This window comes from Geodermatophilus nigrescens (genome assembly GCF_900129495.1).
Lineage (GTDB): Bacteria > Actinomycetota > Actinomycetes > Mycobacteriales > Geodermatophilaceae > Geodermatophilus > Geodermatophilus nigrescens.
This window is the reverse complement of sequence record NZ_FQVX01000002.1, coordinates 533,632-555,336: the sequence shown is the minus strand read 5'-3', so window position 1 is coordinate 555,336 and position 21,705 is coordinate 533,632. Positions and strand designations below refer to the sequence as shown.

Sequence of the window (21,705 nt, the reverse complement as noted above, 5' to 3'; positions counted from 1 at the left end):
CAAGAGCGCTACAAAGGCCCTCCTCGGCACGGGACCGCCAGGGGCCATGAGCGCTACGAAGGCCCTTCCCGGATCGGGTCACCGGACGGCCCGGGCGGTGCGCGCGGTGCGGGCCAGCAGCGCCGCGGTGACCAGCAGGCAGGCCAGCGCGAGCGCCGTCGTGACCACCGCGACGGCCAGCGCCTGCTCGCGGCGGGCGAGGTCGACGTCGGTCCACAGCCGGTAGGCCAGCACCGGCAGCGGCTCCGGGTAGCTGCGGCCCAGCAGCCAGGCGACGTCGTAGGAGCCGAGCACGTACGCGAAGGTGACCCCGCCCGCGGCGACGGCGGCCGGCGCGGCCATCGGCAGGGCGACCCGGCGGAGCCGCTGCCACGGCCCCGCGCCGAGGGTCGCGGCGGTCTCGTCGAGCTCCCGCTCACCGGCGGCCAGCGCGGCGAGCACCACGAGCGCGACGAACGCCGACTCCTTCCACGCGTACTCGGCGACGACCGCGACCCACAGCGGCCCGGCGACCAGCGGGGGGAACGACTCCGCGCCCAGCGCCCGCGCGGCCAGCCCGGAGTCGGCCAGCAGCAGCCCGACGGCGGCCGCCCCGACCAGGTGCGGCACCGGCACGGTCGCCGCGGCCGCCGCGCGCAGCAGCCGCCCGCCGAGCCGGGTGGTGCGGGCCAGCAGCGCCATGCCCAGGCCGACGGCGAGGGCCAGCGCGGTGCTCGCCGCCGCGACGCCGAGGGACACCCGGAGCCCGTCGAGCAGGGCCCGGTCGCCGGCCAGCGCGCGGTAGGTCGCCGTCGTCGGGTCCGGCTCGCCGACCACCGGCATCAGGCCGGTGCTCTGCAGGACCGCCACGGTCAGGGCGGCGCCGAGCACGGCCGCCGTGGGCAGCGCGGCCGGCAGCAGCAGGAGCAGCGCGCGACGGGGGCCCCTCGCCGGCACGTCAGCCGCCGAGGACGTCGGTGCGCCAGCCGTCCTCCAGCGGGGCCACCCAGCCGGCGCCCAGCTCGGGGTCGGCGTCGCGGGAGAGCTCGGCGAACGGCGGCACGGCGGGGGAGGAGGGCAGCGCCTCGAACGCCGACCGCACGTCGGCCGGCACCCGGTCGAGGTCGACCACCGGGTACTGGCCCCAGGCGGCCGGGTCGGCCTTGGCCAGCTGCTGCTCGGGGGACAGGGCGAGGTCGGCGACGACGAGCGCGCCCGCCTGGTCGCCGGCGTTGGCCGGGACGGCGAGGAAGCTCGCGTTGCCGAGCGTGCCGCCGTCGAGCGGCAGCACCCGGGTGGACTCCGGCAGCGCGCCGGAGGCGACCTGCTGGGCGAGGGTGGCCGGGCCGTAGGTCATGGTCATGTCGACCTGGTCGCCGGCGTAGAGCTCCTCGAGCGCGGCGAGGTCGCGGGGGTAGGTCTCCCCGGCCCGCCACAGCGACGGCGCCAGCCCCGACAGCCGCTCGAACAGCTGCGGCGCCACCTCGTCGAAGGCGGCCTGGTCGAACTCGGCGGGCACCTCGTCGGGGCCGCCGGCGACGGCGTAGAGCGCCTGCCGCAGGAAGGCCGAGCCGGTGAAGTCCGGCGGCGCCGGGTAGGTGAACCGGCCGGGGTTGGCCTCGATCCAGTCGAACAGCTCGGTCATGGACGCCGGCGGGTCGGTCACGTCGGCGGAGTCGTAGGCCAGCACGAACTGCGCCTTGTGCCAGGGCGCCTCGCAGCCGTCGACCGGCGTGCCGAAGTCGCTGGTGAGCAGCGGGTCCTCCGGGTCGACGAACTCCATGGCGGGCAGCTGCGCGGTCCAGTCGCACAGCCACGCGTCGGCCTGCCGCCCGGTGGCGAAGTTCTCGCCGTTGACCCACACCAGGTCGACGCTGCCGTCGTCCTCGCCGGCCTGCAGCTCCGACAGCACCCGGTTGAGCGCGTCGGCGGTGTCGGCGACCGGCACCCGGCGCAGCGTGACGCCGAGCTCCGCGGCCGCGGGCGCCAGCACGTCGTCGACGTAGGTGTTGCCCTGCTGGTCGCCGCCGTACATCCACAGGTCGACCGTCTGCCCGTCGGCCTCGGCGAGCACCTCGTCCCAGCTGCGGTCGGGCGCCGAGGGGGCCGCCGCGCCCTCGCTGCCCGGCTCGGGTGCCCCGGAGCAGGCCGACACGGCCAGGACGGTGCCCAGGACGGCGGCGGACAGGGTCGGGCGGCGCGTGCGCACGGGGGCGGCTCCTGGCTCCGGACGGCTCCGGGCTCGACGACGGCGGGTCCGGGTCGCGCACGGACGCCGGAGGGGGCAGCGTGCGCGGGGGACCGGCAGGAGGTTGTCACGCAACCGGGTGGCGCGCCATCCGGACGGGCGGAACAGGAGGACCGCGTGCTCGACGGGACCACCCGTCCGCTGGTGGCGCCGCTGCTGGAGGCGCTGGCCACGCGCGTCGACCGGCCCGCGGTCACGCCGGACCGGGTCACGCTGCTCGGCCTGGCGCTCGGCCTGGGCTCGGCCGTGGCGGCCGCGTACGCGCTGTGGCTGCCGGCCCTGGCGCTGTGGCTGCTGTCGCGGGTCGCCGACGGCCTCGACGGCGTCCTCGCCCGCCGGCGGGCGCGGGACGGCGAGCCGCCGTCGGCCGCGGGCGGCTACCTCGACATCACCGCCGACTTCCTCGTCTACGGCGCCACGGTGGCCGGCGTCGGCATCGGGTGGGGCGGCTCGCTGCTGCCCTTCGTCGCGGTGCTGGTCGCCTACTACCTCAACGGCGCGACGTTCCTCGCCTTCTCCTCCCTGGCCGAGCGCACCGGCCGGCGCCTCGACGACGGCCGGTCGCTGTCCTTCCTCGGCGGGCTGGCCGAGGGCACGGAGACCGTGCTGGTGCACGCGCTGTGGCTGCTGCTGCCCGGGTCCGCCGGGACCATCGCCTGGGTCTGGGCCGCGGTGGTCGGCGTCAGCGGGCTGCAGCGGATGGTCGCGGGCTACCGCGCGCTGCGCTGACCTCCCGGCGCACCGGCCAGCCGCCGCAGGCGCACCCACGCGGCGGTGGCCGGCCGCGCCCGGGCCAGCCGGGACCGCACGTCGTCGAGGGCGGCGTTCCACGGCCCGTCGCCGTGCGTGGGGTAGGGGTGCGTGGTGCCGGCTAGGTCGCTGGTCCGCAACCCCTTCCGGACGGCGAGGGTCAGCTCGGCCAGCGCCTCCCCGGCCCGGGGCCCGACGACCGTGGCGCCCTCGACGCGCGAGCGCGGGCCCAGGGCCAGCCGGGCGAACCCGTCGGTGCGGCCCTCGGCGACAGCGCGGTCGACCCGCTCGGCGCGGCGGGTGACCGTCCGCGGGGCCGGTGCGCCGTCGCCGGCCCAGGTCGGCGCCCCGACCGCGGCCACCTCGGGGTCGGTGAAGGTGACCCGCGGGACGGCCCGCCGGTCGACGGTCCGCCGCAGGCCGAGGACGGCGTTGGCCGCGGCGGTGGCGCCGTGCACGCCGGCGGTGTGCGTCCACCGGGAGACGGCGGTGAGGTCGCCCGCGGCCCACACGCGCGGGTTGGTGGTGCGCAGCGCGTCGTCGACCCGGACGTACCCGTCGTCGTCCAGGGCCACCCCGGCGGCCGCGGGGTCGAGCGCCGCGGTGTCGGGGCGCCGGCCGACGGCGACCAGCAGCCGGTCGAAGGCCACCGTGGCGGCGCCGCCCGGGCCCTCGACGGTCACCTCGCCCGCGCCGCCGGGCTCCCCGGACACGGCGGTGACGCGGGTGCCGGTGCGGACGTCGACGCCGTCGCGCCGCAGCGCCGCGGCCACCAGCGCGGAGGCGTCGGGGTCCTCGCCCGGCAGCACGCGCGGCAGGGCCTCGACGAGGGTGACCGCGGCGCCCAGCCGGGCGAACGCCTGCCCCAGCTCGCAGCCGATGCCGCCGCCGCCCAGCACGACCAGCCGGCGCGGCAGGACGTCGAGGTCCCACACCGTCTCGCTGGTCAGCGGGGCGGCCTCGCGCAGCCCGGGCACGGGCGGGAGCGCGGGGGACGCGCCGGTGGCCAGCAGCGCCGCGCGGAAGGCCACCGGCCGCCCGTCGAGGTCGAGGGTGGCGGGGCCGGTCAGCCGGGCGGTGCCCCGGCGCACCGTCACGCCGGCGGCCTCCAGCGCGGCGGGGGAGTCCTCGGGCTCGATCGCGGCGATCGCCCCGCGCACGTGGCGCATGACGGCGGCGAGGTCGACGGTCACGCCCGTGACGGTGACGCCCAGCTCGCCGGCGGTGCGGGCCTCGGCGGCGCGGGCGGCGGCCGCGAGCAGCGCCTTGCTCGGCACGCACCCGGTCCACAGGCAGTCGCCGCCGGGGCGGTCGCGCTCGGCCATCAGCACCCGGGCGCCCAGCGCGGCCGCCGTCCGCGCGCCCACGAGGCCCGCCGTCCCCCCGCCGACCACCACCAGGTCCCAGACGTGCTCGCGGGCCACCGCGCTCCTCCCGGTCTGCCCGCCGGGGGGATCGCGGCGAGGATCGGACCGAACGTGCCACGGGGAGGACGCATGCGCGACAACAGCCGGGACGTGGTCGTCGTCGGGGGCGGCCACAACGGGCTGGTCGCCGCGTGCCTGCTGGCCCGGGCCGGCCGGGACGTGCTGGTGCTCGAGCAGTCCGGCCGGCTGGGCGGCGGCACCCGCACCGAGGAGCTGCTGCCGGGGTACCGCTTCGACACCCACGCCGTCGCGCACAACCTCGTGCAGGCCACCGGGCTGGTCGAGGAGCTCCGGCTGGGGGAGGTGGGCCTGGAGTACGTCGAGATGGACCCGTTCGCCGTCTCGATCGGGCGCGACGGCGCGATCGTCCGGTTCTCCCGCAGCGTGGAGGCGACCGTGGCCTCGATCGCCGAGGTCGCCCCGGAGGACGCGGCCCGCTACGGCGACTGGATCGAGGACGCGTCCCCGCTGGTCGACCTCATGGCCGCGGGCCTGCGCCGGCCGGCCGCCCGCGACCTCCCGGGGCTGGCAGGCGCCGCCGTGCGGGCGCTGCGCCGCGGTGGCGGGCCGCTCGGGCTGGCCGGCCTGCTCGCCTCCCCGTACGGCGCGCTGCTGCGCCAGCGGCTGGCCACCGACCGGGTGCGCGCCCCGGTGGCCGCCTTCGCCGCGCACGCCTCCGCCGCGCCCGATGCGCCGGGCAGCGCGCTGTTCGCCCTCTGGCAGGCCTTCTACCACCGGATCGGGCAGTGGCACCCGCTCGGCGGCTCGCAGGCGCTGACCGACGCGCTCGCCCGGCGGCTCGCGGCCGAGGGCGGGGAGGCGCGCACCGGGGCCGCCGTCGCGGCGGTCGAGCACGACGGCGGCCGGGTGCGCGGCGTCCGGCTCGAGGACGGCTCGCGCGTCGCCGCCCGCGCGGTCGTCACCGCGATCGACCCGCGGACGGCGCTGCTGGAGCTGCCCGACCCGGCGCTGACCGGGCCGGTGCCCGACCGGCTGCGCGCCGCCTCCCGCGGCAACGCGGTGCAGGCGCTGGTGCTGCTCGCCGTCGACCGGCTGCCGGCCTACCCGGGCGCGCGTCCGGGCGACCACGCGGGCCTGCAGTCGTTCGTCGACGGACTCGGCGCGCTGGCCGGCGGCTTCGCCCGGGCCGGCGCCGGGTTGCTGCCCGGGGACCCGGTGCCCACCTACGCGTTCACCCCGAGCGCGCTCGACCCCGGCCTCGCCCCGCCGGGGCGGCACACCGTCTACCTCGCCTGCCCCTGCGCCCCGGCGGAGCTGCACGGCGGGTGGGCGGCGGCCCGGGAGTCCTTCGCCGACCGGATGGTCGACACGGTGGAGGCCCGCGCGCCGGGGTTCCGCGACTCGGTCGTCGGCCGGGTCGTGCGCACCCCGGAGGACATGGCGGCCGAGCTGCGCTGGCCCGGGGCGCACCCGATGGTCCTCGACGTCTCCCCGCACCAGCTCGGGCCGCTGCGCCCCACCCGCGAGCTCGCCGGGCACCGCACGCCCCTGGCCGGGCTGTACCTCAGCGGCGCGGGGACGGCGCCGGTGGGCGGGGTGTCCGGCGCCCCGGGTGCCGCGGCCGCGCGGGCGCTGCTGCTCGACGCGCGGAGGCAGGGCCGGCGCTGAGCGGCCGGCCGCCGGTCACACCGCCGGTCACGCTGCCGGTCACGCCGTCGGGAACTCGCCGGTGTCGACGAGGCGCTCGGCCACCTCGCGCAGCTTCGTGTTGGTCCTGTTCGACACCCGGGCCAGGGCTGCGAAGGCCTGTTCGGGGGTGAGGCGGAAGCGCTCGACGAGGATGCCCTTGGCCTGGTCGATGACCGCCCGCGAGTCCAGGGCCTGCTGGAGGTTGACGGCCTGCTCCGACAGGCGCGTGACCAGGTGGCTGTCGGCGACCCGGGCGGCGGCGAGGCGGGCCAGCAGCTCCGCGCGCTCCCGCGGTTCCCCGCCGGCCCCGACCGGGAGCTGGAGGTAGACGTTCAGTCCCCCGCTCGCCGGCCGGGCGGTGGGGAAGGGCACCGACAGGACCGACCGCAGACCCGCGGCCGCGGCGGCGCGCGCCAGCTCCGGCCAGCGCGGGTCGTGCGCGGTGTCCTCGACGACGAGCATCCGGCCGGTGGCGACGGCCTCCAGGCAGGGTCCGGAGCCGGCGCGGTACTGGACCTGGTCCAGCTCGGCCGCCACCTGGGCGCTGGTGCCCACGGTGGTGCCGCCGTCCACCCCGAGGACCGTGACCGACAGGGCGGGCCGGCCGCCGAGCGCGTCGGCGGCCAGGCCCGCGACCTGCTCGAGCACGAGGGGCAGGGGCCGGTCCGCGGGGACGAGGGCGAGGTGGAGCAGGGCGGCCGCGAGGCGGTCGTCCGCGGGGTACACGAGAGTCACTCCGACCAGGGCGGTGCCGGACGAGCCGGCGGGTCCGTGCCGAGGTCCGGTTGTTGCAGACCCTCGGGGGCGGGGAGGTCCCCGCGCACGCCGGCTGTGTGACGCGCGGGAGCGAGGATACCGCCGGGACCGGGGGGCGCGGCGGCGGGTCCGGGCGTGCACGGTGGCGGTCGGGGGTAGGGCCGCCGCGTGGCAGACACCCAGGACGGCCCCGAGCTCCACCCGGTCACCCGCGAGCTGGCGGAGGGCCCCAACTACGCGGCGATCAGCACGCTGCTGCCCAGCGGGCGGATCCAGACGCAGTACATCTGGGTGGGCACCGACGGCGAGCGGCTGTTCGTCAACACCGAGACCGGGCGGCGCAAGTTCGAGAACATGGAGCGCGACGCGCGGGTCACCCTCGCCATCCGCGACGAGCAGGACCCCTACCGCTACGCCGAGGTGCGCGGCCGGGTCGTCGACACCACCACCGGCCCGCAGGCGCGGGCGCAGATCGACGAGCTGTCGCAGAAGTACGACGGCAGGCCGTACCCGGCCGAGAACATCAAGACCGAGCGCGTCATCGTCTGGATCGAGCCGGAGCGGCAGACGACGACCGGCTGACCGCCGCTCGCCCGGTCAGCGGTCGCCGTAGCGGGCGGCGAACTCGCCGGGCGTCATGCCGGTGACCCGGGCGAAGTCGCGGGTCAGGTGCGGCTGGTCGGCGTACCCGAGCGCGGCGGCCACCTCGGCCACCGTCGTCGTCCGCTCGCGCAGCCGCCCGGCGGCCTCCTGCAGCCGGCGGCGCTGCACCAGCCACTTCGGCGTCAGGCCGAGGCGCCGGGAGCACAGCCGCTGCAGCGCGCGCTCCGACAGCCCCGTCTCCGCGCACAGCTGGTCGACGCGGGTGAGGTCCGGCCGGGACTCCACCAGCGCCACCACCCGGTCGACCAGCCGCCCCTCGTCGTCCACGGGCAGGAACCGGGTCAGGACGTCGGTGTAGGCGGCCATCGCGGCCGCGTGCGCGCCCGGCGAGGACGGGTCGCGGGCCATCGCGGCGCGCACCGCCGCGGTCAGCCGGGCGCCGTCGTCCCCGAGCACCTCACCGGCGTCGACGTGCCGGTCGGTGAACGCCGACACCGGCCCGCCGGCCACCAGCGCCCCGGCCGCGGGAGTGAGCATCACGCCGGCGGCCCAGCCGTCGCCGGCCAGCGTCGTCGTCGACAGGCCCTGGACGACGCCGTGGAAGCGCGCGTAGTCCGGGGCGACCACCAGCAGGCAGCACGGGTACTGCAGCACCCGCTGCACCGACTCCTGCCCCGGCGGCACCGACCACACCGGGATCCAGAACCGCTGCACCAGCGCGGCGAGCGGCCCGTCGGCCTCGTACCGGTGGACGACGGCGGTGACGTCGCGCGGGTCGCGCAGGTGGGCCCGCTCGATCGCGTCCAGCCGGCGCGGGCGGGGTGCGGTGTCGGGTTCCATCAAGACCCAGGCTGCCGCACCGGCCAGGCTGGCGTCATGGACACGCTCACCACCCCGGTCGCCACCGCCTACGCCGCCGCCCTCGAGCCGCTGCTCGCCGTCGCCGACGCCGTCCCGGCCGCAGGCTGGGACGCGCCCACCCCGTGCGAGGGCTGGAGCGCCCGCGACGTCGTGACCCACCTGGTCGACACGCAGCGCGAGTTCCTCACCGGCCGCGGCATCGACCTCGGCCCCGCGCCCGACGTCGCCGCCGACCCGGCCGGCGCCCTGCGCGCCCACGCCGGCCGCGTGCTCGCCGCCGTCGGCGACCCGGCCGTCGCCGACGCCGCCTACGACGGCTTCTTCGGCCCGACGACGGTGGGCGCCATGCTCGAGCAGTTCTACGTCTGGGACCTCGTCGTCCACCGCTGGGACCTCGCCACCGCCACCGGCCAGGACGCCAGGCTCTCCGGCGCCGAGCTGGACCGGATCGAGACCGGGGCGGCCTCCTGGGGCGACGCCCTCTACATGGAGGGCATCTGCCAGAGGGTCGAGGCGCCCGCGGACGCCGGCCGGCAGACGCGGGTGCTGGCGCTCCTGGGCCGCCGCGCCTGATCGCCGTCCCGGCTGGGTAGCCGGGGCGCGTGCACAGCCCCGACTCCGCCGACGGCCCCCGCGAGGGCCGGCTCCAGCTGCGCGACGGCCGCACCCTCGCCTACGCCGAGTGGGGCGACCCCGCCGGGCGGCCGGTGCTCGGCTGCCACGGCTCCCCGAGCTCCCGCCTGGAGCGGCACGTCGAGGACCCCGGCGCCTACCGCCGCTGGGGGATCCGGTTCGTCGTCCCCGACCGGCCCGGCTTCGGCCGCTCCGACCCGCAGCCGGGCCGGCGGGTGACCGACTGGCCGGGCGACGTCGTCCAGCTGCTCGACACCCTCGGCATCGAGCGCACCGCCGTCCTCAGCCTCTCCGGCGGCGCCGCCTACGCCCTGGCCTGCGCGCACGCCATGCCCGAGCGGGTCACGGCGGTCGGCGTCCTCGGCGGGGCGCCGCCGCCGGACGTCCCGTGGGCCTGGTCCGACGTGCTGCCGGGCCGGCTGCCGCAGACCGTGCGCGCCGCGGTGCACCGGCCGTCCCGGGCGACGACGGCGCTGCTGCGGCCGGTGTTCGCGCCGCTGACCGTCCGCCCCGGCCTGCTGCCGCGCTACCTGCAGGTGCGGCTCAACTCGGCCGACCGCCGCGTGCTGGGCCGCCCGGCCGTCCGGAAGGCGATGGCCGCGACCTTCACCGAGGGCCTGCGGCAGGGCGCCGGCGCGCTCGCGGAGGACCGGGCGCTGCTGTTCCGGCCGTGGGGCTTCCCGCTCGCCGAGGTGACCCAGCACGTGCACCTCTGGCACGGCACCCAGGACTGGCAGGTCCCGGTCGGACTGGGCCGGGTGCTGGCCGCGATGCTGCCGCGCTGCACCGCCCACTGGTACGCCGGCGAGGGCCACTTCCTCGTCTTCGACCACGCGCGCGAGGTCTACGGTGCGCTCGCGCCGGGAGTGGGTAGCCGCGCGCCATGACCGACCTCCGCGGCCGTGCGGTGCCGCCCACCTACGTCAACGCCAACCGCCTGTGGGTGGACTCACGCGTCCGCTACGAGATCGGCCTGCGGGTGGAGGGCGCGATCCTGCGCCGGCTGGGCGCCCGCGGGTCCCGCGCGGTGGAGATCGGCACCGGCCGGCGGGGGCTCGGCGCGCGGGTCGCCGTCGAGCGCCTGGGCGCCACGGAGGTGACCGCCTTCGACGTGCACGCCGCGTCGGTGGGCCGCGCGCGGATGCGCTGCACCGACCTCGCCGACCGGGTGACCTTCCGGGTCGGCGACGCCACCGCGCTGCCGGTCGACGACGGGAGCGTCGACCTCGTCGTCGACTTCCACGCCCTGCACCACATCGTGGACTGGCGGGCCGCCGTCGCCGAGGCCGCGCGGGTGCTGCGCCCCGGCGGGCAGCTGGCGCTCACCGAGATGACCGCCCGGTTCGTCGACGCCCCGGCGCTGCGGGCGGTGTCCCGCCACCCCGCCGACCGGTTCTCCACCGACCAGCTGGTCGCCGAGCTCGCCGCGCACGGGCTCGAGGTGCCGCCGGGCCGGCTGCGCCGCGCTGCCGGCGACCGGTGGATCCAGGCCGTGGCGACCCTCGCGTGAGGGCCGGCGACGCCGTCCGGGGCGCCCTGGCCCTCCTGCGCCGGCACGCCGGCCGCGTCTACGCGCTGTCGCTCGCGGTCACGCTGGTCAACACCGTGCCCGACGTGCTGCGGCAGCTGCTCGTCCACGACGACCCGAGCGTCGCGCACGCGCTGCTGGTCGACGTCGTCGGCTTCGGCACGGGCCTGCTCGCGCAGCTGTGGCTCACCGGCGCGCTCACCGGGCTGCCCGACGACGGCCGGCTGCGCCCGCGCGGCGCCCTCGGGCGGGGGACGGCGACCGCGCTGCGGGCGGTGCGCGCATCGCCGGCCGCGGTGCTGGCCGGGGTCGTCCTCGGCGGCGCGGTGTCGGCGTGCCTGACGCTGCCGGCGTCGATCGCCGCCCTCGGGCTCGACGGCGTCCTGGGCCCGCTCGGCGCGCCGTCGGCGGCCGCGTTCACCGTCGCCACGGTCAGCGACGTCGTGGCGAGCTGGGTCACGCTGCCCTTCCTGGCCGTCGTGCTGGTCCTCACCGCCGGTTCGGCCCGGCGGTTCGCGGGCAAGGGCGGCTCGTGAGCAGCCTGAACAGCAGGGACTGGGACGTCACCCGGAAGACCGTCGGGTCGTTGTCGATGTGGATCGGCACGGCGGCGCTGTTCGCGCCGCGCTGGATCGCCGGCTCCCTCGGCGTGCGGCCCGACGCGGCGCAGGGCGACGTCGCGCTGCCGCTGCTGGTGCGCCTGGGCGCGGCCCGCAACATCGCGATGGGCGCCGCCCTGCTCGTGACCCCGGCGCCGCAGGCCCGCCGCACCACCGAGGTGACGCTGCTGCTCACGGCGCTCGACGCGGCCGCGGTGTGGACCTCGCGCGCCACCGGCGACGTGCGCACCCGCAGCGCCGTGCTGTCGGGGATCGTGCTGGCGCTGTCGGGCTACGGCGCGGCCCGCTGGCACCGGCGCTGAGGCGACCCGCCGGGCGTCGCCGTTGAAAAGTGCGCGACGCGGCGGCCGGGAGGCGGCCAGCCAAAGAGGTGAGTGCTAACTTTCGATACTGGCCAGTGACTGAGTCTACGGCCGCGCTGTTTCGGATTTCGGGTAGCCGACCTCGGCCGGGTGCTTCCGACCTCTGACGCACTGTGCTGCCGTGTGTTGCGTCAGCTTTTCGCGCGTCGCGGGCTTGATGACAGGGGGAACTGTGTCCAGTGCGCAACCGCCCGGAGATGCCGGTAGCCAGTCGGGAGGTGCCGGAGCACCACAGCCCAAGCGCGGATGGCTGGAGATCCATCAAACGCTCGTCAGTGCAGTGATCGCCGCCATTGCGACCCTTGCCGCGGTGGTCCTGACGGTAGCCCTCAACAACGCGAAACAGGACACGGATGCAGCGGAGGGCGACGCGGCCGGGCTCCGGCAGCAAGTCGACGCATTGCAGGAGCAGGTCAGGACGCGGGATGACACCATCGCGTCCCTTCAGGACACCTCGGAACAGCAGGTCGAGGAAATCCGCGCAAAGGACGAGCGCATCGCGGAGTTGGAGGGCTCAACGGGGCCGGGACGCCCGACGGCCGCTCCAGAGTCGGGCGCCCCACCCATCCGCCACCAAGGTGAGGTGACCCTCGCTGCTGGCGGCGATCGTATCGATATGAATTCGCCGAGCACTGATCCTGTCTGGGGCGCTGGGACGACGTCGACGTCGGCTCAGTACCTTTCGTTCTCAACGAGCGGTCTCTACTTTAATGCGGTTGATGTCCTGAGGCTCAATCCTGGCGAGACAGCTACTCACAGCACATGTAGCACCCGCACCGGATACAGCGGAGACAGTTACGTGAGCGTTGAATCCTTCGATGGGGTCGAAGTGTGCGCTCGTACCGAGACCGGACGCTTCGCGGCTATCCGCTTGGTCGACCACAACGACCAAGCTGTCACGCTGGCCATCACGACCTGGGAGCTTGCCTGACCTTGTGGAATCGCTCGGGGAAGCTGTAAGCCAGCCCCAGCGGGATCATTGAGGCCCCGCGGTGGAGGGTCGTCGGTCTTGGAGGTCGTCAGATCTCGTCTCGAAGAGGCGACCCGTCAATTTGCCAGCGGATGTCAACTCGCTAGGAATACTGCTCAGCGGTCTCCGATGAAGTGAGAGCCCCCTCAACGCCAGGCGAACACCGGCTGCTCGAGGTGCGCCACCCGCTCCACCTCGCCGCGGCAGGCGGCCCGGCAGAACTGCAGCACCACCGCGGCGGTGGGCGCGTGCAGCCAGCCGCCGAACAGCGGCAGCCGGACCACCGGGGCGTCGGACTCCGGGATGGTCACCAGCACCGGGTCGACGTCGAGGTCGGCCAGCGGCACCTGGTACGCCGCGGCCACCTCGGCCTCGGCGGGCCCCAGCGGCCCGGTCTCGCCGGCCCACACGACCACCGGCGTCATCACGTAGCCGGAGCGGGTCACGTAGTCGTCGAGGACGCCGAGCACGTCCCCGGGCCCGCGCTCGAGCCCGACCTCCTCGGCCAGCTCGCGCAGCGCGCCCTGCACGGGCGTCTCGCCGTCGTCGAGCCGGCCGCCGGGGAGTGCCCACTGCCCGGCGTGCGCCCGGAGGCCCGGAGCGCGGCGGGTGAGCAGCAGGGCGGGGACGCCGCCGTCGCAGGTGACGCAGACGGCGACCCCGGCCTGCCGCAGCTCGGGACGGGCGGCCGCGCGGCGGGGGAAGTCCCGCAGCCGCGCGGCCACCGTGTCCCGGGTCAGCACCCGGTCAGGGTGGGTCAGAGCCAGCCGCGCCGCGAGCCGAGCTGGCGGACGGCGGCGTCGAGCTGCGCGGCCACCGCGGACACGTCGGTGTCGTGATGCGACAGGTGCAGCCGGCCGCCGACGTCGCGGCCCTCGGTGAACAGCCCGCCGCGGCGGTCGACCTCGAGGACGACCTCGACGCCGTGCGGCGAGGTCAGGAAGGTGACCTCGAGCTCGTTGACGCGGCCGCGCAGCGCGGGCGGCGGGGTGAACTCCACCTCCTGGTAGAAGGGCAGGTCGCTGCCGGCCAGGCGGCCCTTCTCGACGTCGGCGCCGCGGAAGCCGAAGCCCAGGCCGCCGAGCGCCTGCAGGACGGTGCGCTGCACGGGCAGCGGCTGCACGGTGACCGCGTCGAGGTCGCCGGGGTCGCTGCCGCCGGGGATGTCCACGCGGGTGCGCAGGCCGATGGAGACCCCGCGCAGCGTCCAGCCGTCGACGGCGGTGAAGGGGCACTGCCAGGGCACCGGGAAGCTGAACGGCACGGCGGCCCGGGCACCCGGCTCGATCCGGCCGGCGCCGGCCACGACGGCGGTGCCGAAGGTGACGTTCTCCCGCCACTCGTGGTCGCCGCTCTCCACCTCGACCGCGGCCTGCAGCGAGACGCGGCACTCGGCGATGTCCTGGGCGACGGAGCCACCGGTCAGGTGCACCGTGCCGGTGACGGTGCCGCCGGGCTGGGTGACGGGGGAGTCGAGGACGGTGTCGACGGTGGCATTGCCGGCGCCGAGCTTCGCCATCAGGTTGCGGAAGGCCATGGGGGAGGTGCTCCGTTCGGTTCGGGGACGGCGCGGATGCTGACACCACGCCCGGCGGCTGGCGAGGGGTTCCCGCGCGGCCCGTGGGGAGGCTCCCGCGCCCTACCGGCGAGTAGTTGGACGTCCTACTAAATCCGGCCTACCGTGCCCGGCATGGCGTCCGCGGAGCTGCACGTCCCCGTCCACCCCGTCCGGTTCGTCACCGCGGCGAGCCTGTTCGACGGGCACGACGCGGCGATCAACGTCATGCGCCGGCTGCTGCAGAGCCAGGGCGCGGAGGTCGTGCACCTGGGCCACGACCGGTCGGTCGACGCCGTCGTCCGGGCCGCGCTGGAGGAGGACGTGCAGGGCGTCGCGATCTCCTCCTACCAGGGCGGGCACGTCGAGTACTTCGGCTACCTGGTCGACCGGCTGCGCGAGGCCGGCGCGGGCCACGTGCAGGTGTTCGGCGGCGGCGGGGGCGTGATCGTGCCCGACGAGATCGCCGCGCTGCGCGAGCGGGGCGTGCGGATCTTCAGTCCCGAGGACGGCGCCCGCCTCGGCCTGCCCGGGATGATCAACGAGCTGATCCGGTCCTGCGACGTCGACCTCACCGAGCAGCGCCCCGACGTCGACGCGCTCCTCACCGGCGACCCGCGGGCGCTGGCCCGGGCGATCACCGTGCTGGAGGCCGGCGCCGACGACGAGCTGGCCGCCCGCGTCCGCGAGGCCGCCGCCGGCCGCACCGTGCCGGTCCTCGGCATCACCGGCACCGGCGGCTCGGGCAAGTCCTCGCTCACCGACGAGCTGCTGCGCCGGCTGCGCCGCGACCAGGAGGACAAGCTGCGGGTCGCTGTCGTCGCGGTCGACCCCACCCGCCGGCGCGGCGGCGGGGCGCTGCTCGGCGACCGGATCCGGATGAACGCGCTGGAGTCCGGCGAGGGCGCGCACACGTTCTTCCGCTCGATGGCCACCCGCGCCGCTGGCGCCCAGGTGCCCGGGCACCTCGACGACGTCCTGGCCGCGGTGAAGGCCGCCGGCTTCGACCTCGTCGTCGTGGAGACGCCGGGCATCGGGCAGGGCGACGCGGCGATCGTGCCGTTCAGCGACGTCTCGCTCTACGTCATGACGCCGGAGTTCGGCGCGGCGAGCCAGCTCGAGAAGATCGACATGCTCGACCTCGCCGACGTCGTCGCGATCAACAAGTTCGAGCGCCGCGGCGCGGAGGACGCCCGCCGCGACGTCGCCCGGCAGATGGTGCGCAACCGCGAGGCCTTCGGGCAGCCGTGGGAGTCGATGCCGGTGTTCGGCACCAGCGCCGCCCGCTTCGACGACGACGGCGTCACCGCGCTCTACCAGGAGCTGCTGCGCCTGCTGGTCGAGAAGGGCCTGCCCGCGGGCGCCGGCGTGCTGCCGCGGGTCGACGTCCGGGCCTCGACGGGGCTGTCGAGCGTCGTGCCGTCGTCGCGGGCGCGGTACCTCGCCGAGGTGGCCGAGGCGGTGCGCGGGCACCACCGGGTGACCGACGAGCAGGCCGCCGTCGTGCGGCGCCGCCAGCACCTGACCACCGCGGCCGAGGTGCTGGAGGGTGAGGCCGCGGACGCCGCCCGGGCGGCCGCCGAGGCCGCCGACCGGGAGCTGCTGCCCGAGGTGCGCACGCTGCTCGAGGCGTGGCCCGCTCGGGTGGAGCAGTACTCCGGCGACGAGTACGTCTACACCGTCCGCGGCAAGGAGATCCGCACGCCGCTGACCCGCGAGACGCTGAGCGGCACGAAGGTGCCGCGGGTGGCGCTGCCGCGCACGCAGGACTCCGCCGAGCTGCTGCGCTTCCTGCGGCGGGAGAACCTGCCCGGCGCGTTCCCGTACACGGCCGGCGTCTTCCCGTTCAAGCGGTCCGGCGAGGCCCCGGCGCGCATGTTCGCCGGCGAGGGCGACGCGTTCCGGACCAACCGCCGCTTCCGGGTGCTCTCGGCCGGCAACGAGGCCACCCGGCTGTCGACGGCGTTCGACTCGGTCACCCTGTACGGCCGCGACCCCGACCCGCGCCCCGACGTCTACGGCAAGGTCGGCACGTCCGGCGTGTCGATCGCGACGCTCGACGACATGCGGGTGCTCTACGACGGCTTCGACCTGTGCGCGCCCACGACGTCGGTGTCGATGACGATCAACGGGCCGGCGCCGGCGGTGCTCGCGATGTTCCTCAACACCGCGATCGAGCAGCGCCTCGACCGGTTCCGCGAGGAGGAGGGCCGCGAGCCCGACGCGGCCGAGGCCGACGAGATCCGCGCGTGGGTGCTGGCCAACGTCCGCGGCACGGTGCAGGCCGACATCCTCAAGGAGGACCAGGGCCAGAACACCTGCATCTTCTCCACCGAGTTCGCGCTGCGCTGCATGGCCGACATCCAGGCCTGGTTCATCGAGCACCGGGTGCGGAACTTCTACTCGGTCTCGATCTCCGGCTACCACATCGCCGAGGCCGGGGCGAACCCCATCAGCCAGCTCGCCTTCACGCTGGCCAACGGGTTCACCTACGTCGAGGCGTACCTGGCGCGGGGCATGTCGATCGACGACTTCGCGCCGAACCTGTCGTTCTTCTTCAGCAACGGCATGGACGCCGAGTACACGGTGATCGGCCGGGTGGCGCGGCGGATCTGGGCGGTGGCGATGCGCGACCGCTACGGCGCCAACGCCCGCTCCCAGCAGCTGAAGTACCACGTGCAGACCTCGGGCCGGTCGCTGCACGCGCAGGAGATGGACTTCAACGACATCCGGACGACGCTGCAGGCGCTGTGCGCGATCTACGACAACGCCAACTCGCTGCACACGAACGCCTACGACGAGGCCGTGACGACGCCGTCGGAGCACTCGGTGCGCCGGGCGCTGGCGATCCAGATGATCATCGACCGGGAGTGGGGCCTCGCCGGCAACGAGAACCCGCTGCAGGGCGCGGCCGTCGTCGACGAGCTCACCGACCTCGTGGAGGAGGCCGTGCTCGCCGAGTTCGACCGGATCGCCGAGCGCGGCGGCGTGCTGGGCGCCATGGAGACCGGCTACCAGCGCGGGAAGATCCAGGACGAGTCGATGCTCTACGAGCACCGCAAGCACGACGGCTCGCTGCCGATCGTCGGCGTCAACACCTTCCTCGACCCGCACCGGGACTCCGCGCCGCCGAAGCCGGTGGAGCTGGCCCGGGCCACCGAGGACGAGAAGCAGTCGCAACTGCGCCGGCTCGCCGACTTCCAGGCCCGGCACGCCGGCGAGGCACCGGCCGCGCTGGCCGCGCTGCAGGCGGCGGCGACGTCGGGCGGCAACGTGTTCGCCGCGCTGATGGACGCCGTCCGGGTGTGCTCGCTCGGGCAGATCAGTGAGGCGTTCTTCGAGGTGGGTGGCCAGTACCGGCGCAATGTCTGATCTGGTCAGCCGCTCGCGCGCGGACGGCGTGCGGGACGACCTGGGCGAGCCGGTCCCGCTCCCGGGGCCGGCGTGCCGGATCGTGTCGCTGGTGCCGTCGCTGACCGAGGCGTTCGCGGTGACGGTGCCCGAGCGGCTCGTCGGCGCCACCGACTGGTGCACGCACCCGGCCGGCCTCGACGTGCCGCGGTTGCGGGGCACCAAGAACCCCGACCGGGCGGCGATCGCGGCGCTGGAGCCCGACCTCGTCGTCTGCAACCGGGAGGAGAACCGGCGCCTCGACGTCGACCGGCTGCGGGCGGCCGGCATCGCGGTGTGGGTGACGGTGATCGAGTCGGTGGACGAGGCACTGGCGTCGATGCGCCGCCTGTTCGCCGAGGCACTCCGGGTGCCGGAGCCCGGGTGGCTGACGATCGCCGCGGCCGAGTGGGCGCGGCCGGTGCCGGCGCCAGCGCTGCGGTGCGCGGTGCCGGTGTGGCGCGACCCGTGGATGGTCGTGGGGCCGCGGACCTTCACCGGCGACGTGCTGGCCCGCCTCGGCCTGGTCAACGCGTTCGGGGAGGGGGAGGACCGCTACCCGCACGTGTCGGTCGACGACGTCCTCGCCGCGCGGCCCGACGTCGTCCTGCTGCCCGACGAGCCCTACGTGTTCACCGCCGGCGACGGGCCGGAGGCGTTCCCGGGCGTGCGGTCGGTGCTGGTGTCCGGACGGGCGCTGACCTGGTACGGGCCGTCGCTGGCGACCGCCCGCGCGGACCTGCTGGGCGCCCTCGGCGACCGCTGAGGTCGGGGCCGGGCGCTCACGGCGCCCGGTACGGCGCGTAGCGGACCTCCCGGCCCCAGCGCCGCCAGCCGGGGAGCGGCAGCAGTCCCGGCAGGCAGCCCGCGTGCCCGGTCTCGCCCACGACCTGCCCGTCCTCGAGGGTCACCTCGACGCGGGACCGGGCGGGCGCGGACACCTCGCGCACCCTCCCCTCGACCGCGGCACGGACGACCCGCTCGAGGAACCCGACGTCCTCGGCCGTGCGGTCGAGCTCGAAGCGGCCACCCCGGCCGAGCCGACCGACCGACAGCAGGACCTCGTCCGCGAGGAGCAGCCACTCCACCGGCGTCGACCGCGGGTCGAGCGGGCGCAGGGTCCAGCTCGTCCCGGAGACGCCGGGGAGCTCCGCGCTCTCGACGGTCGCCCGGCCGGCGAGGTCGGTGGCCAGCCGGTCGGCCAGTGCGGCCAGCCGTGGGGCCACGCCGTCATCACGGTCGGCGTCGTCCTGCACCGGGCCATCCTGCGCGAAGCCTCGGCAGCGTGCGCCGACACCGTGCGCGGACGTGCAGTCCCGGACGCCTGCGCTGCACCTCGGCGCACGGTGTCGGTCAGCACTCCAGACCGCCCTCGGCGACGCCCACGTTGATGCAGTCCAGCCCGCTCGCGAAGGCGACCCGCTCGTCGGCGGTGAGGGCGCCCGGCTCGAACCGCACGACGACCCAGCCCGACACGTACGCGTCGCCGGCGAAGCTGCGCCCGACGGCGAGGGCGTCGTCGCGGTCGGCGAAGCGGTAGAGGCTCAGGTCGTCGGCCTGCACCGCCTGGAAGCAGGGCACCTCGTCGTCGCAGAGCTCGTCGGTGGCCCAGCGCCCGCCGGGGAGGGCGGGATCGCCGACGAAGGACGAGAGGTCCACGTTCCGCCGGCTGCCGTTCTCGTCCAGCCAGTGCCACGCCTCGGAGCCGAGGACACCGGCCGTGAGGCCGAGCGCCAGGCCGACGACGAGCCAGGTGGTCCGTTCGGTCACCGTGTGCGGTCGCCCGTCAGCCGAGGGCCCGGCGCATGAGCACCCGGGGGAAGCCGCCGGCGACGGCGTCGGTGTCGGCGGCCTTCGTGAAGCCGGCCGCCTCGAACAGCCTGCGGGTGCCGACGAAGGCCATCGTCGTGTCGACCTTCCGATCGCCGCTGTCGGCCGGGTAGCCCTCGACCGCGGGTGCGCCCTGTGATGCCGCGTAGTCGACGGCGCCGCGCAGCAGCGCGTGGGCGATGCCCTGCCCGCGGTGGCCCGGGCGCACGCGGACGCACCACAGCGACCACACCGGCAGGTCGTCGACGTGCGGGATGAGCCGGGAGCGCTGGAACGGCAGCTCGGACCGGGGTGCGACGGCGGCCCAGCCGACCACCTCGCCGCCGTCGTAGGCGAGCACGCCGGGCGCGACCGGGCGGGTGGTCAGCTCGCGGACGTACTCGCGGCGGGCGGGCCCGACGAGCTCGCGGTTCGTGCGCGAGTCGACCCGGTGGCTGAGGCACCAGCAGACGTTGGACCCCGGCTTCTTCGGCCCCAGCATCGTGGCGACGTCGTCGAACCGGTCGGCCGTCGCCGGCAGCACCTCGATGCCCACCGCGCCACGCTAGCGGCCGGCGTCGGGTGACCGGGTCCTGCGGAGGGTGAGTGTCAGGTCCTCCTCCCACTCGCCCCCGTCGCGGGAGTAGGCGCCGCGCAGCGTGAGCTCGTCGCCGGTGAGGGAGCCGGTCGCCCGCTGCGCGAAGGCGGGGTCGTCGAGCCGGAGGTGCCACTCGTGCTCGTCGGCGTCGACGGCGTAGCGCCGGTGGACGCCGCGGGCGTCGAAGTAGTGCATGGCAAGTCGCCCGTCGACGACGCCGATGACGGCCAGGGCGTCGGGACCTGCGGGTGCTCGGAGGAGGAGCGCCAGGTGAGGAAGTGCCCGCCCTCCAGCCACGCGAACTCGGCGCGGCCGCGGACGACCTCGCCGGGCAGCAGGGGATGGGTGCCCTCGGTCGTCCAGGTCCCGGTGAGCGCCCGCAGGCGCTGCAGCCGCTGCTCCGGCGTCGCCTCGTGCATGCCGCCTCCTCCCGCTCAGCGTCCCGGCGCGACGCCCGCCAGGAACCGCTCGACGATCGCCGTCCACCGCGCGCGGGCGGCGTCGTTGTCCTCGAGCGTCGCCAGTCCCATCTGGGTGGCCACGAGCGACGCCGTCCCGTTCCTCTTCGGCTCGCTGGTGACGACGACCGACGAGCCGTCGACGGCCCGCGTCCGCCAGGTGATGCGCCGGTCGGTGCCGCTGACCTTGAGGTCGCCGCCCGCGACGATCTCCTGCACCGCCGCGTCGGCGTCGGCGAAGGCGCGCCAGCGCTCCATGAGGTCGGCCATGGGCAGCGGCGTCGCGCGGCTGACGCTGGTCTGGAAGGTGCCGTCGGAGCGCTGCCCCGGCACCCGCCGGCCGATGTGGTGCTCGTAGGCGACGGTCACCGACTGCGTCCACCAGCCCCGCTGCGCGAACCCGTCGCCGAGCTCCTCGTAGACCCGCAGGGCGATGGCGCCGTGGTCGAGGCCGGGTGCGCCGATGCCGTCCATGAAGGTCAGCCACTCGCTCCAGGTGCGTCCGGTGGTCCGCTCGATCGGCCCGATGCGGGGGTTGACCGCCATGCCGGCGATCCTGCCGGACGTCGCGGTGCGCGCCGCATGTCGACGTGCTGCCGTCTCGCGGGCCCCGGGACGACGACAGGTCGACGACGGGCGCGCCGGCGTCAGGCGGCGACCGGACCGCCGCCGAGGCCGACCTCGTTGCCGTCGGGGTCGCGGTAGGTCACCTTCCGCACGCCGTTGTCGTAGGTCTCGCGCAGCGCCGGCTCGAGACCGCGGTCGGTGATCGCGGCCACCCGCTCGTCGAGGTCGTCGACGAACAGCGTGACCATCGAGTGGCCGGCGTCCTCGGGCTTCAGTTCCACGTAGACGTGGCGGTGCTCGGCCACCTCCCACACCGCCTCGACGTCGTTGGGCAGGAACGAGGGTTCCGCGCCGAACAGCCGCCCGTACCAGTCGAGGGCGCGCGGCAGGTCGCTCACGGGGACGCCCGCGAAGAGCTCGACGGTCATGCCGGGACGCTAGGCGACCGCGGGCCCCGTCGGGCGGTGGTGACGCAGGATGGGCGGCATGCCGCGGCTGCTCGTCGTCCACCACACGCCCTCGCCGAACCTGCAGGCCGTGCTGGAGGCGGCCCGGGAGGGTGCGGCGATGGTCGAGGAGGCCGAGCTCGTCGAGCGCCCCGCGCTGTCGGCCGGGCCCGCCGACCTGCTCGCCGCCGACGGCGTGCTGCTCGGCACCCCGGCCAACATCGGCTACATGAGCGGCGCGCTCAAGCACTTCTTCGACACCGTCTACTACCCGTGCCTCGATGCCACCGTCGGCCTGCCCTTCGGCGTCTGGGTGCACGGCGGCGACGACACCGCCGGCGCGCTCAGGGCCATCACCACGATCACCGGCGCGCTGCGGTGGAAGCAGGTCGCCGCGCCTCTGAGCCTCACCGGAGCCCCGTCGAAGGACGACCTGGAGGCGGTCCGCGAGCTCGCCGCCACCGTGGCGGTGAGCCTGGAGGACCGCTGAGTCCT

General features: G+C 76.0%; 25 protein-coding genes. 12 read left to right on the top strand and 13 right to left on the bottom strand.

Features of this window, described 5'->3' with window-relative positions; genetic code table 11:
* Window positions 1–78 precede the first annotated feature (78 nt).
* On the bottom strand, window positions 79–936 hold the full coding sequence (locus tag BUE37_RS10235) for an ABC transporter permease subunit (protein ID WP_073420089.1): 858 nt from the start codon (window positions 934–936) through the stop codon (window positions 79–81).
* 1 nt (window position 937) lies between these two features.
* Complete coding sequence (locus tag BUE37_RS10230; protein WP_217651201.1) at window positions 938–2,188, bottom strand: ABC transporter substrate-binding protein; 1,251 nt, start codon at window positions 2,186–2,188, stop codon at window positions 938–940.
* 156 nt (window positions 2,189–2,344) lie between these two features.
* Between BUE37_RS10230 and BUE37_RS10225 the strand changes: the two genes are divergently transcribed.
* The gene (locus tag BUE37_RS10225) at window positions 2,345–2,956 is read left to right on the top strand and encodes a CDP-alcohol phosphatidyltransferase family protein (protein ID WP_073420088.1); all 612 of its coding nucleotides are present in this window, start codon (window positions 2,345–2,347) and stop codon (window positions 2,954–2,956) included.
* Here the strand turns inward: BUE37_RS10225 and BUE37_RS10220 are convergent.
* Window positions 2,938–4,401 carry a dihydrolipoyl dehydrogenase family protein gene (locus BUE37_RS10220; RefSeq protein WP_073420087.1) on the bottom strand — a complete coding sequence of 488 codons (1,464 nt, stop codon included), beginning with the start codon at window positions 4,399–4,401 and terminating at the stop codon, window positions 2,938–2,940. The genes BUE37_RS10225 and BUE37_RS10220 overlap by 19 nt on opposite strands.
* A 72-nt stretch (window positions 4,402–4,473) precedes the next feature.
* Here BUE37_RS10220 and BUE37_RS10215 point away from each other — a divergent pair, with 72 nt between their 5' ends.
* Window positions 4,474–6,033, top strand: coding sequence for a phytoene desaturase family protein (locus tag BUE37_RS10215; protein WP_073420086.1), 1,560 nt, complete (start codon window positions 4,474–4,476; stop codon window positions 6,031–6,033).
* 39 nt (window positions 6,034–6,072) lie between these two features.
* Here BUE37_RS10215 and BUE37_RS10210 read toward each other — a convergent pair whose 3' ends face one another.
* Window positions 6,073–6,780, bottom strand: a complete 708-nt coding sequence (locus BUE37_RS10210) for a GAF and ANTAR domain-containing protein (RefSeq protein WP_073420085.1) — start codon at window positions 6,778–6,780, stop codon at window positions 6,073–6,075.
* Between the two features lie 198 nt (window positions 6,781–6,978).
* Here BUE37_RS10210 and BUE37_RS10205 point away from each other — a divergent pair, with 198 nt between their 5' ends.
* Window positions 6,979–7,392, top strand: a complete 414-nt coding sequence (locus tag BUE37_RS10205; RefSeq protein ID WP_073420084.1) for a TIGR03618 family F420-dependent PPOX class oxidoreductase — start codon at window positions 6,979–6,981, stop codon at window positions 7,390–7,392.
* 15 nt (window positions 7,393–7,407) lie between these two features.
* On the opposite strand, the gene BUE37_RS10200 is transcribed toward BUE37_RS10205, so the two are convergent.
* Window positions 7,408–8,253: a helix-turn-helix domain-containing protein gene (locus BUE37_RS10200; protein ID WP_073420083.1), complete on the bottom strand. Its 846-nt coding sequence runs from the start codon at window positions 8,251–8,253 to the stop codon at window positions 7,408–7,410.
* Between the two features lie 36 nt (window positions 8,254–8,289).
* Here BUE37_RS10200 and BUE37_RS10195 point away from each other — a divergent pair, with 36 nt between their 5' ends.
* The 6 genes from BUE37_RS10195 (at window position 8,290) to BUE37_RS10170 (ending at window position 12,348) form a co-directional block, all read left to right on the top strand.
* A complete protein-coding gene (locus tag BUE37_RS10195; RefSeq protein WP_073420082.1) occupies window positions 8,290–8,847 on the top strand; it encodes a TIGR03086 family metal-binding protein in 558 nt (185 codons plus the stop codon).
* Between the two features lie 29 nt (window positions 8,848–8,876).
* Entirely contained in the window at window positions 8,877–9,794 is a 918-nt protein-coding gene (locus tag BUE37_RS10190) for an alpha/beta fold hydrolase (RefSeq protein ID WP_073420081.1), read from the top strand.
* A complete protein-coding gene (locus BUE37_RS10185) occupies window positions 9,791–10,417 on the top strand; it encodes a class I SAM-dependent methyltransferase (protein ID WP_073420080.1) in 627 nt (208 codons plus the stop codon). Before BUE37_RS10190 ends, BUE37_RS10185 begins: the two co-directional genes overlap by 4 nt.
* The gene (locus tag BUE37_RS10180; RefSeq protein WP_073420079.1) at window positions 10,414–10,971 is read left to right on the top strand and encodes a hypothetical protein; all 558 of its coding nucleotides are present in this window, start codon (window positions 10,414–10,416) and stop codon (window positions 10,969–10,971) included. The genes BUE37_RS10185 and BUE37_RS10180 overlap by 4 nt, the downstream gene beginning before the upstream one ends.
* Complete coding sequence (locus BUE37_RS10175) at window positions 10,968–11,357, top strand: DUF4267 domain-containing protein (protein ID WP_073420078.1); 390 nt, start codon at window positions 10,968–10,970, stop codon at window positions 11,355–11,357. The genes BUE37_RS10180 and BUE37_RS10175 overlap by 4 nt, the downstream gene beginning before the upstream one ends.
* Before the next feature lie 181 nt (window positions 11,358–11,538).
* Entirely contained in the window at window positions 11,539–12,348 is an 810-nt protein-coding gene (locus BUE37_RS10170) for a DUF948 domain-containing protein (protein ID WP_175562839.1), read from the top strand.
* A 185-nt stretch (window positions 12,349–12,533) separates the two neighbouring features.
* On the opposite strand, the gene BUE37_RS10165 is transcribed toward BUE37_RS10170, so the two are convergent.
* Together BUE37_RS10165 and BUE37_RS10160 are read right to left on the bottom strand one after the other, a co-directional pair.
* Window positions 12,534–13,130 (bottom strand): NUDIX hydrolase, encoded by a 597-nt coding sequence (locus BUE37_RS10165; protein ID WP_073420076.1) that lies wholly within the window; start codon window positions 13,128–13,130, stop codon window positions 12,534–12,536.
* A gap of 14 nt (window positions 13,131–13,144) precedes the next feature.
* Entirely contained in the window at window positions 13,145–13,924 is a 780-nt protein-coding gene (locus BUE37_RS10160; RefSeq protein WP_073420075.1) for a sporulation protein, read from the bottom strand.
* Window positions 13,925–14,077: 153 nt separating this feature from the next.
* Between BUE37_RS10160 and icmF the strand changes: the two genes are divergently transcribed.
* The gene (gene icmF, locus BUE37_RS10155) at window positions 14,078–17,314 is read left to right on the top strand and encodes a fused isobutyryl-CoA mutase/GTPase IcmF (protein WP_073420710.1); all 3,237 of its coding nucleotides are present in this window, start codon (window positions 14,078–14,080) and stop codon (window positions 17,312–17,314) included.
* Window positions 17,307–18,098, top strand: a complete 792-nt coding sequence (locus BUE37_RS10150) for a helical backbone metal receptor (RefSeq protein ID WP_073420074.1) — start codon at window positions 17,307–17,309, stop codon at window positions 18,096–18,098. Before icmF ends, BUE37_RS10150 begins: the two co-directional genes overlap by 8 nt.
* A 16-nt stretch (window positions 18,099–18,114) precedes the next feature.
* Here the strand turns inward: BUE37_RS10150 and BUE37_RS10145 are convergent, their stop codons facing one another.
* From BUE37_RS10145 to BUE37_RS10120, 6 genes are all read right to left on the bottom strand, one after another.
* Entirely contained in the window at window positions 18,115–18,558 is a 444-nt protein-coding gene (locus BUE37_RS10145; RefSeq protein ID WP_139252919.1) for a hypothetical protein, read from the bottom strand.
* A gap of 127 nt (window positions 18,559–18,685) precedes the next feature.
* Window positions 18,686–19,102 (bottom strand): hypothetical protein, encoded by a 417-nt coding sequence (locus BUE37_RS10140; RefSeq protein ID WP_073420072.1) that lies wholly within the window; start codon window positions 19,100–19,102, stop codon window positions 18,686–18,688.
* Between the two features lie 16 nt (window positions 19,103–19,118).
* Window positions 19,119–19,697 carry a GNAT family N-acetyltransferase gene (locus tag BUE37_RS10135; protein ID WP_073420071.1) on the bottom strand — a complete coding sequence of 193 codons (579 nt, stop codon included), beginning with the start codon at window positions 19,695–19,697 and terminating at the stop codon, window positions 19,119–19,121.
* Window positions 19,698–19,706: 9 nt separating this feature from the next.
* Entirely contained in the window at window positions 19,707–19,934 is a 228-nt protein-coding gene (locus BUE37_RS10130; protein ID WP_073420070.1) for a hypothetical protein, read from the bottom strand.
* Between the two features lie 239 nt (window positions 19,935–20,173).
* Window positions 20,174–20,743 carry a hypothetical protein gene (locus BUE37_RS10125; RefSeq protein ID WP_073420069.1) on the bottom strand — a complete coding sequence of 190 codons (570 nt, stop codon included), beginning with the start codon at window positions 20,741–20,743 and terminating at the stop codon, window positions 20,174–20,176.
* A gap of 101 nt (window positions 20,744–20,844) precedes the next feature.
* Window positions 20,845–21,192 carry a VOC family protein gene (locus BUE37_RS10120; protein WP_073420068.1) on the bottom strand — a complete coding sequence of 116 codons (348 nt, stop codon included), beginning with the start codon at window positions 21,190–21,192 and terminating at the stop codon, window positions 20,845–20,847.
* A gap of 58 nt (window positions 21,193–21,250) precedes the next feature.
* On the opposite strand from BUE37_RS10120, the gene BUE37_RS10115 reads away from it, so the two are divergent.
* The gene (locus BUE37_RS10115; RefSeq protein WP_073420709.1) at window positions 21,251–21,700 is read left to right on the top strand and encodes a flavodoxin family protein; all 450 of its coding nucleotides are present in this window, start codon (window positions 21,251–21,253) and stop codon (window positions 21,698–21,700) included.
* The last annotated feature ends 5 nt before the right edge of the window (window positions 21,701–21,705 follow it).

Coding starts and splice junctions, on each gene's coding strand:
- BUE37_RS10160 (WP_073420075.1), bottom strand. CDS start 13,924: ATGGCCTTCCGCAACCTGATGGCGAAGCTCGGCGCCGGCAATGCCACC.
- BUE37_RS10130 (WP_073420070.1), bottom strand. CDS start 19,934: ATGCACTACTTCGACGCCCGCGGCGTCCACCGGCGCTACGCCGTCGAC.
- BUE37_RS10125 (WP_073420069.1), bottom strand. CDS start 20,743: ATGGCGGTCAACCCCCGCATCGGGCCGATCGAGCGGACCACCGGACGC.
- icmF (WP_073420710.1), top strand. CDS start 14,078: ATGGCGTCCGCGGAGCTGCACGTCCCCGTCCACCCCGTCCGGTTCGTC.
- BUE37_RS10195 (WP_073420082.1), top strand. CDS start 8,290: ATGGACACGCTCACCACCCCGGTCGCCACCGCCTACGCCGCCGCCCTC.
- BUE37_RS10185 (WP_073420080.1), top strand. CDS start 9,791: ATGACCGACCTCCGCGGCCGTGCGGTGCCGCCCACCTACGTCAACGCC.
- BUE37_RS10115 (WP_073420709.1), top strand. CDS start 21,251: ATGCCGCGGCTGCTCGTCGTCCACCACACGCCCTCGCCGAACCTGCAG.
- BUE37_RS10215 (WP_073420086.1), top strand. CDS start 4,474: ATGCGCGACAACAGCCGGGACGTGGTCGTCGTCGGGGGCGGCCACAAC.
- BUE37_RS10120 (WP_073420068.1), bottom strand. CDS start 21,192: ATGACCGTCGAGCTCTTCGCGGGCGTCCCCGTGAGCGACCTGCCGCGC.
- BUE37_RS10200 (WP_073420083.1), bottom strand. CDS start 8,253: ATGGAACCCGACACCGCACCCCGCCCGCGCCGGCTGGACGCGATCGAG.
- BUE37_RS10150 (WP_073420074.1), top strand. CDS start 17,307: ATGTCTGATCTGGTCAGCCGCTCGCGCGCGGACGGCGTGCGGGACGAC.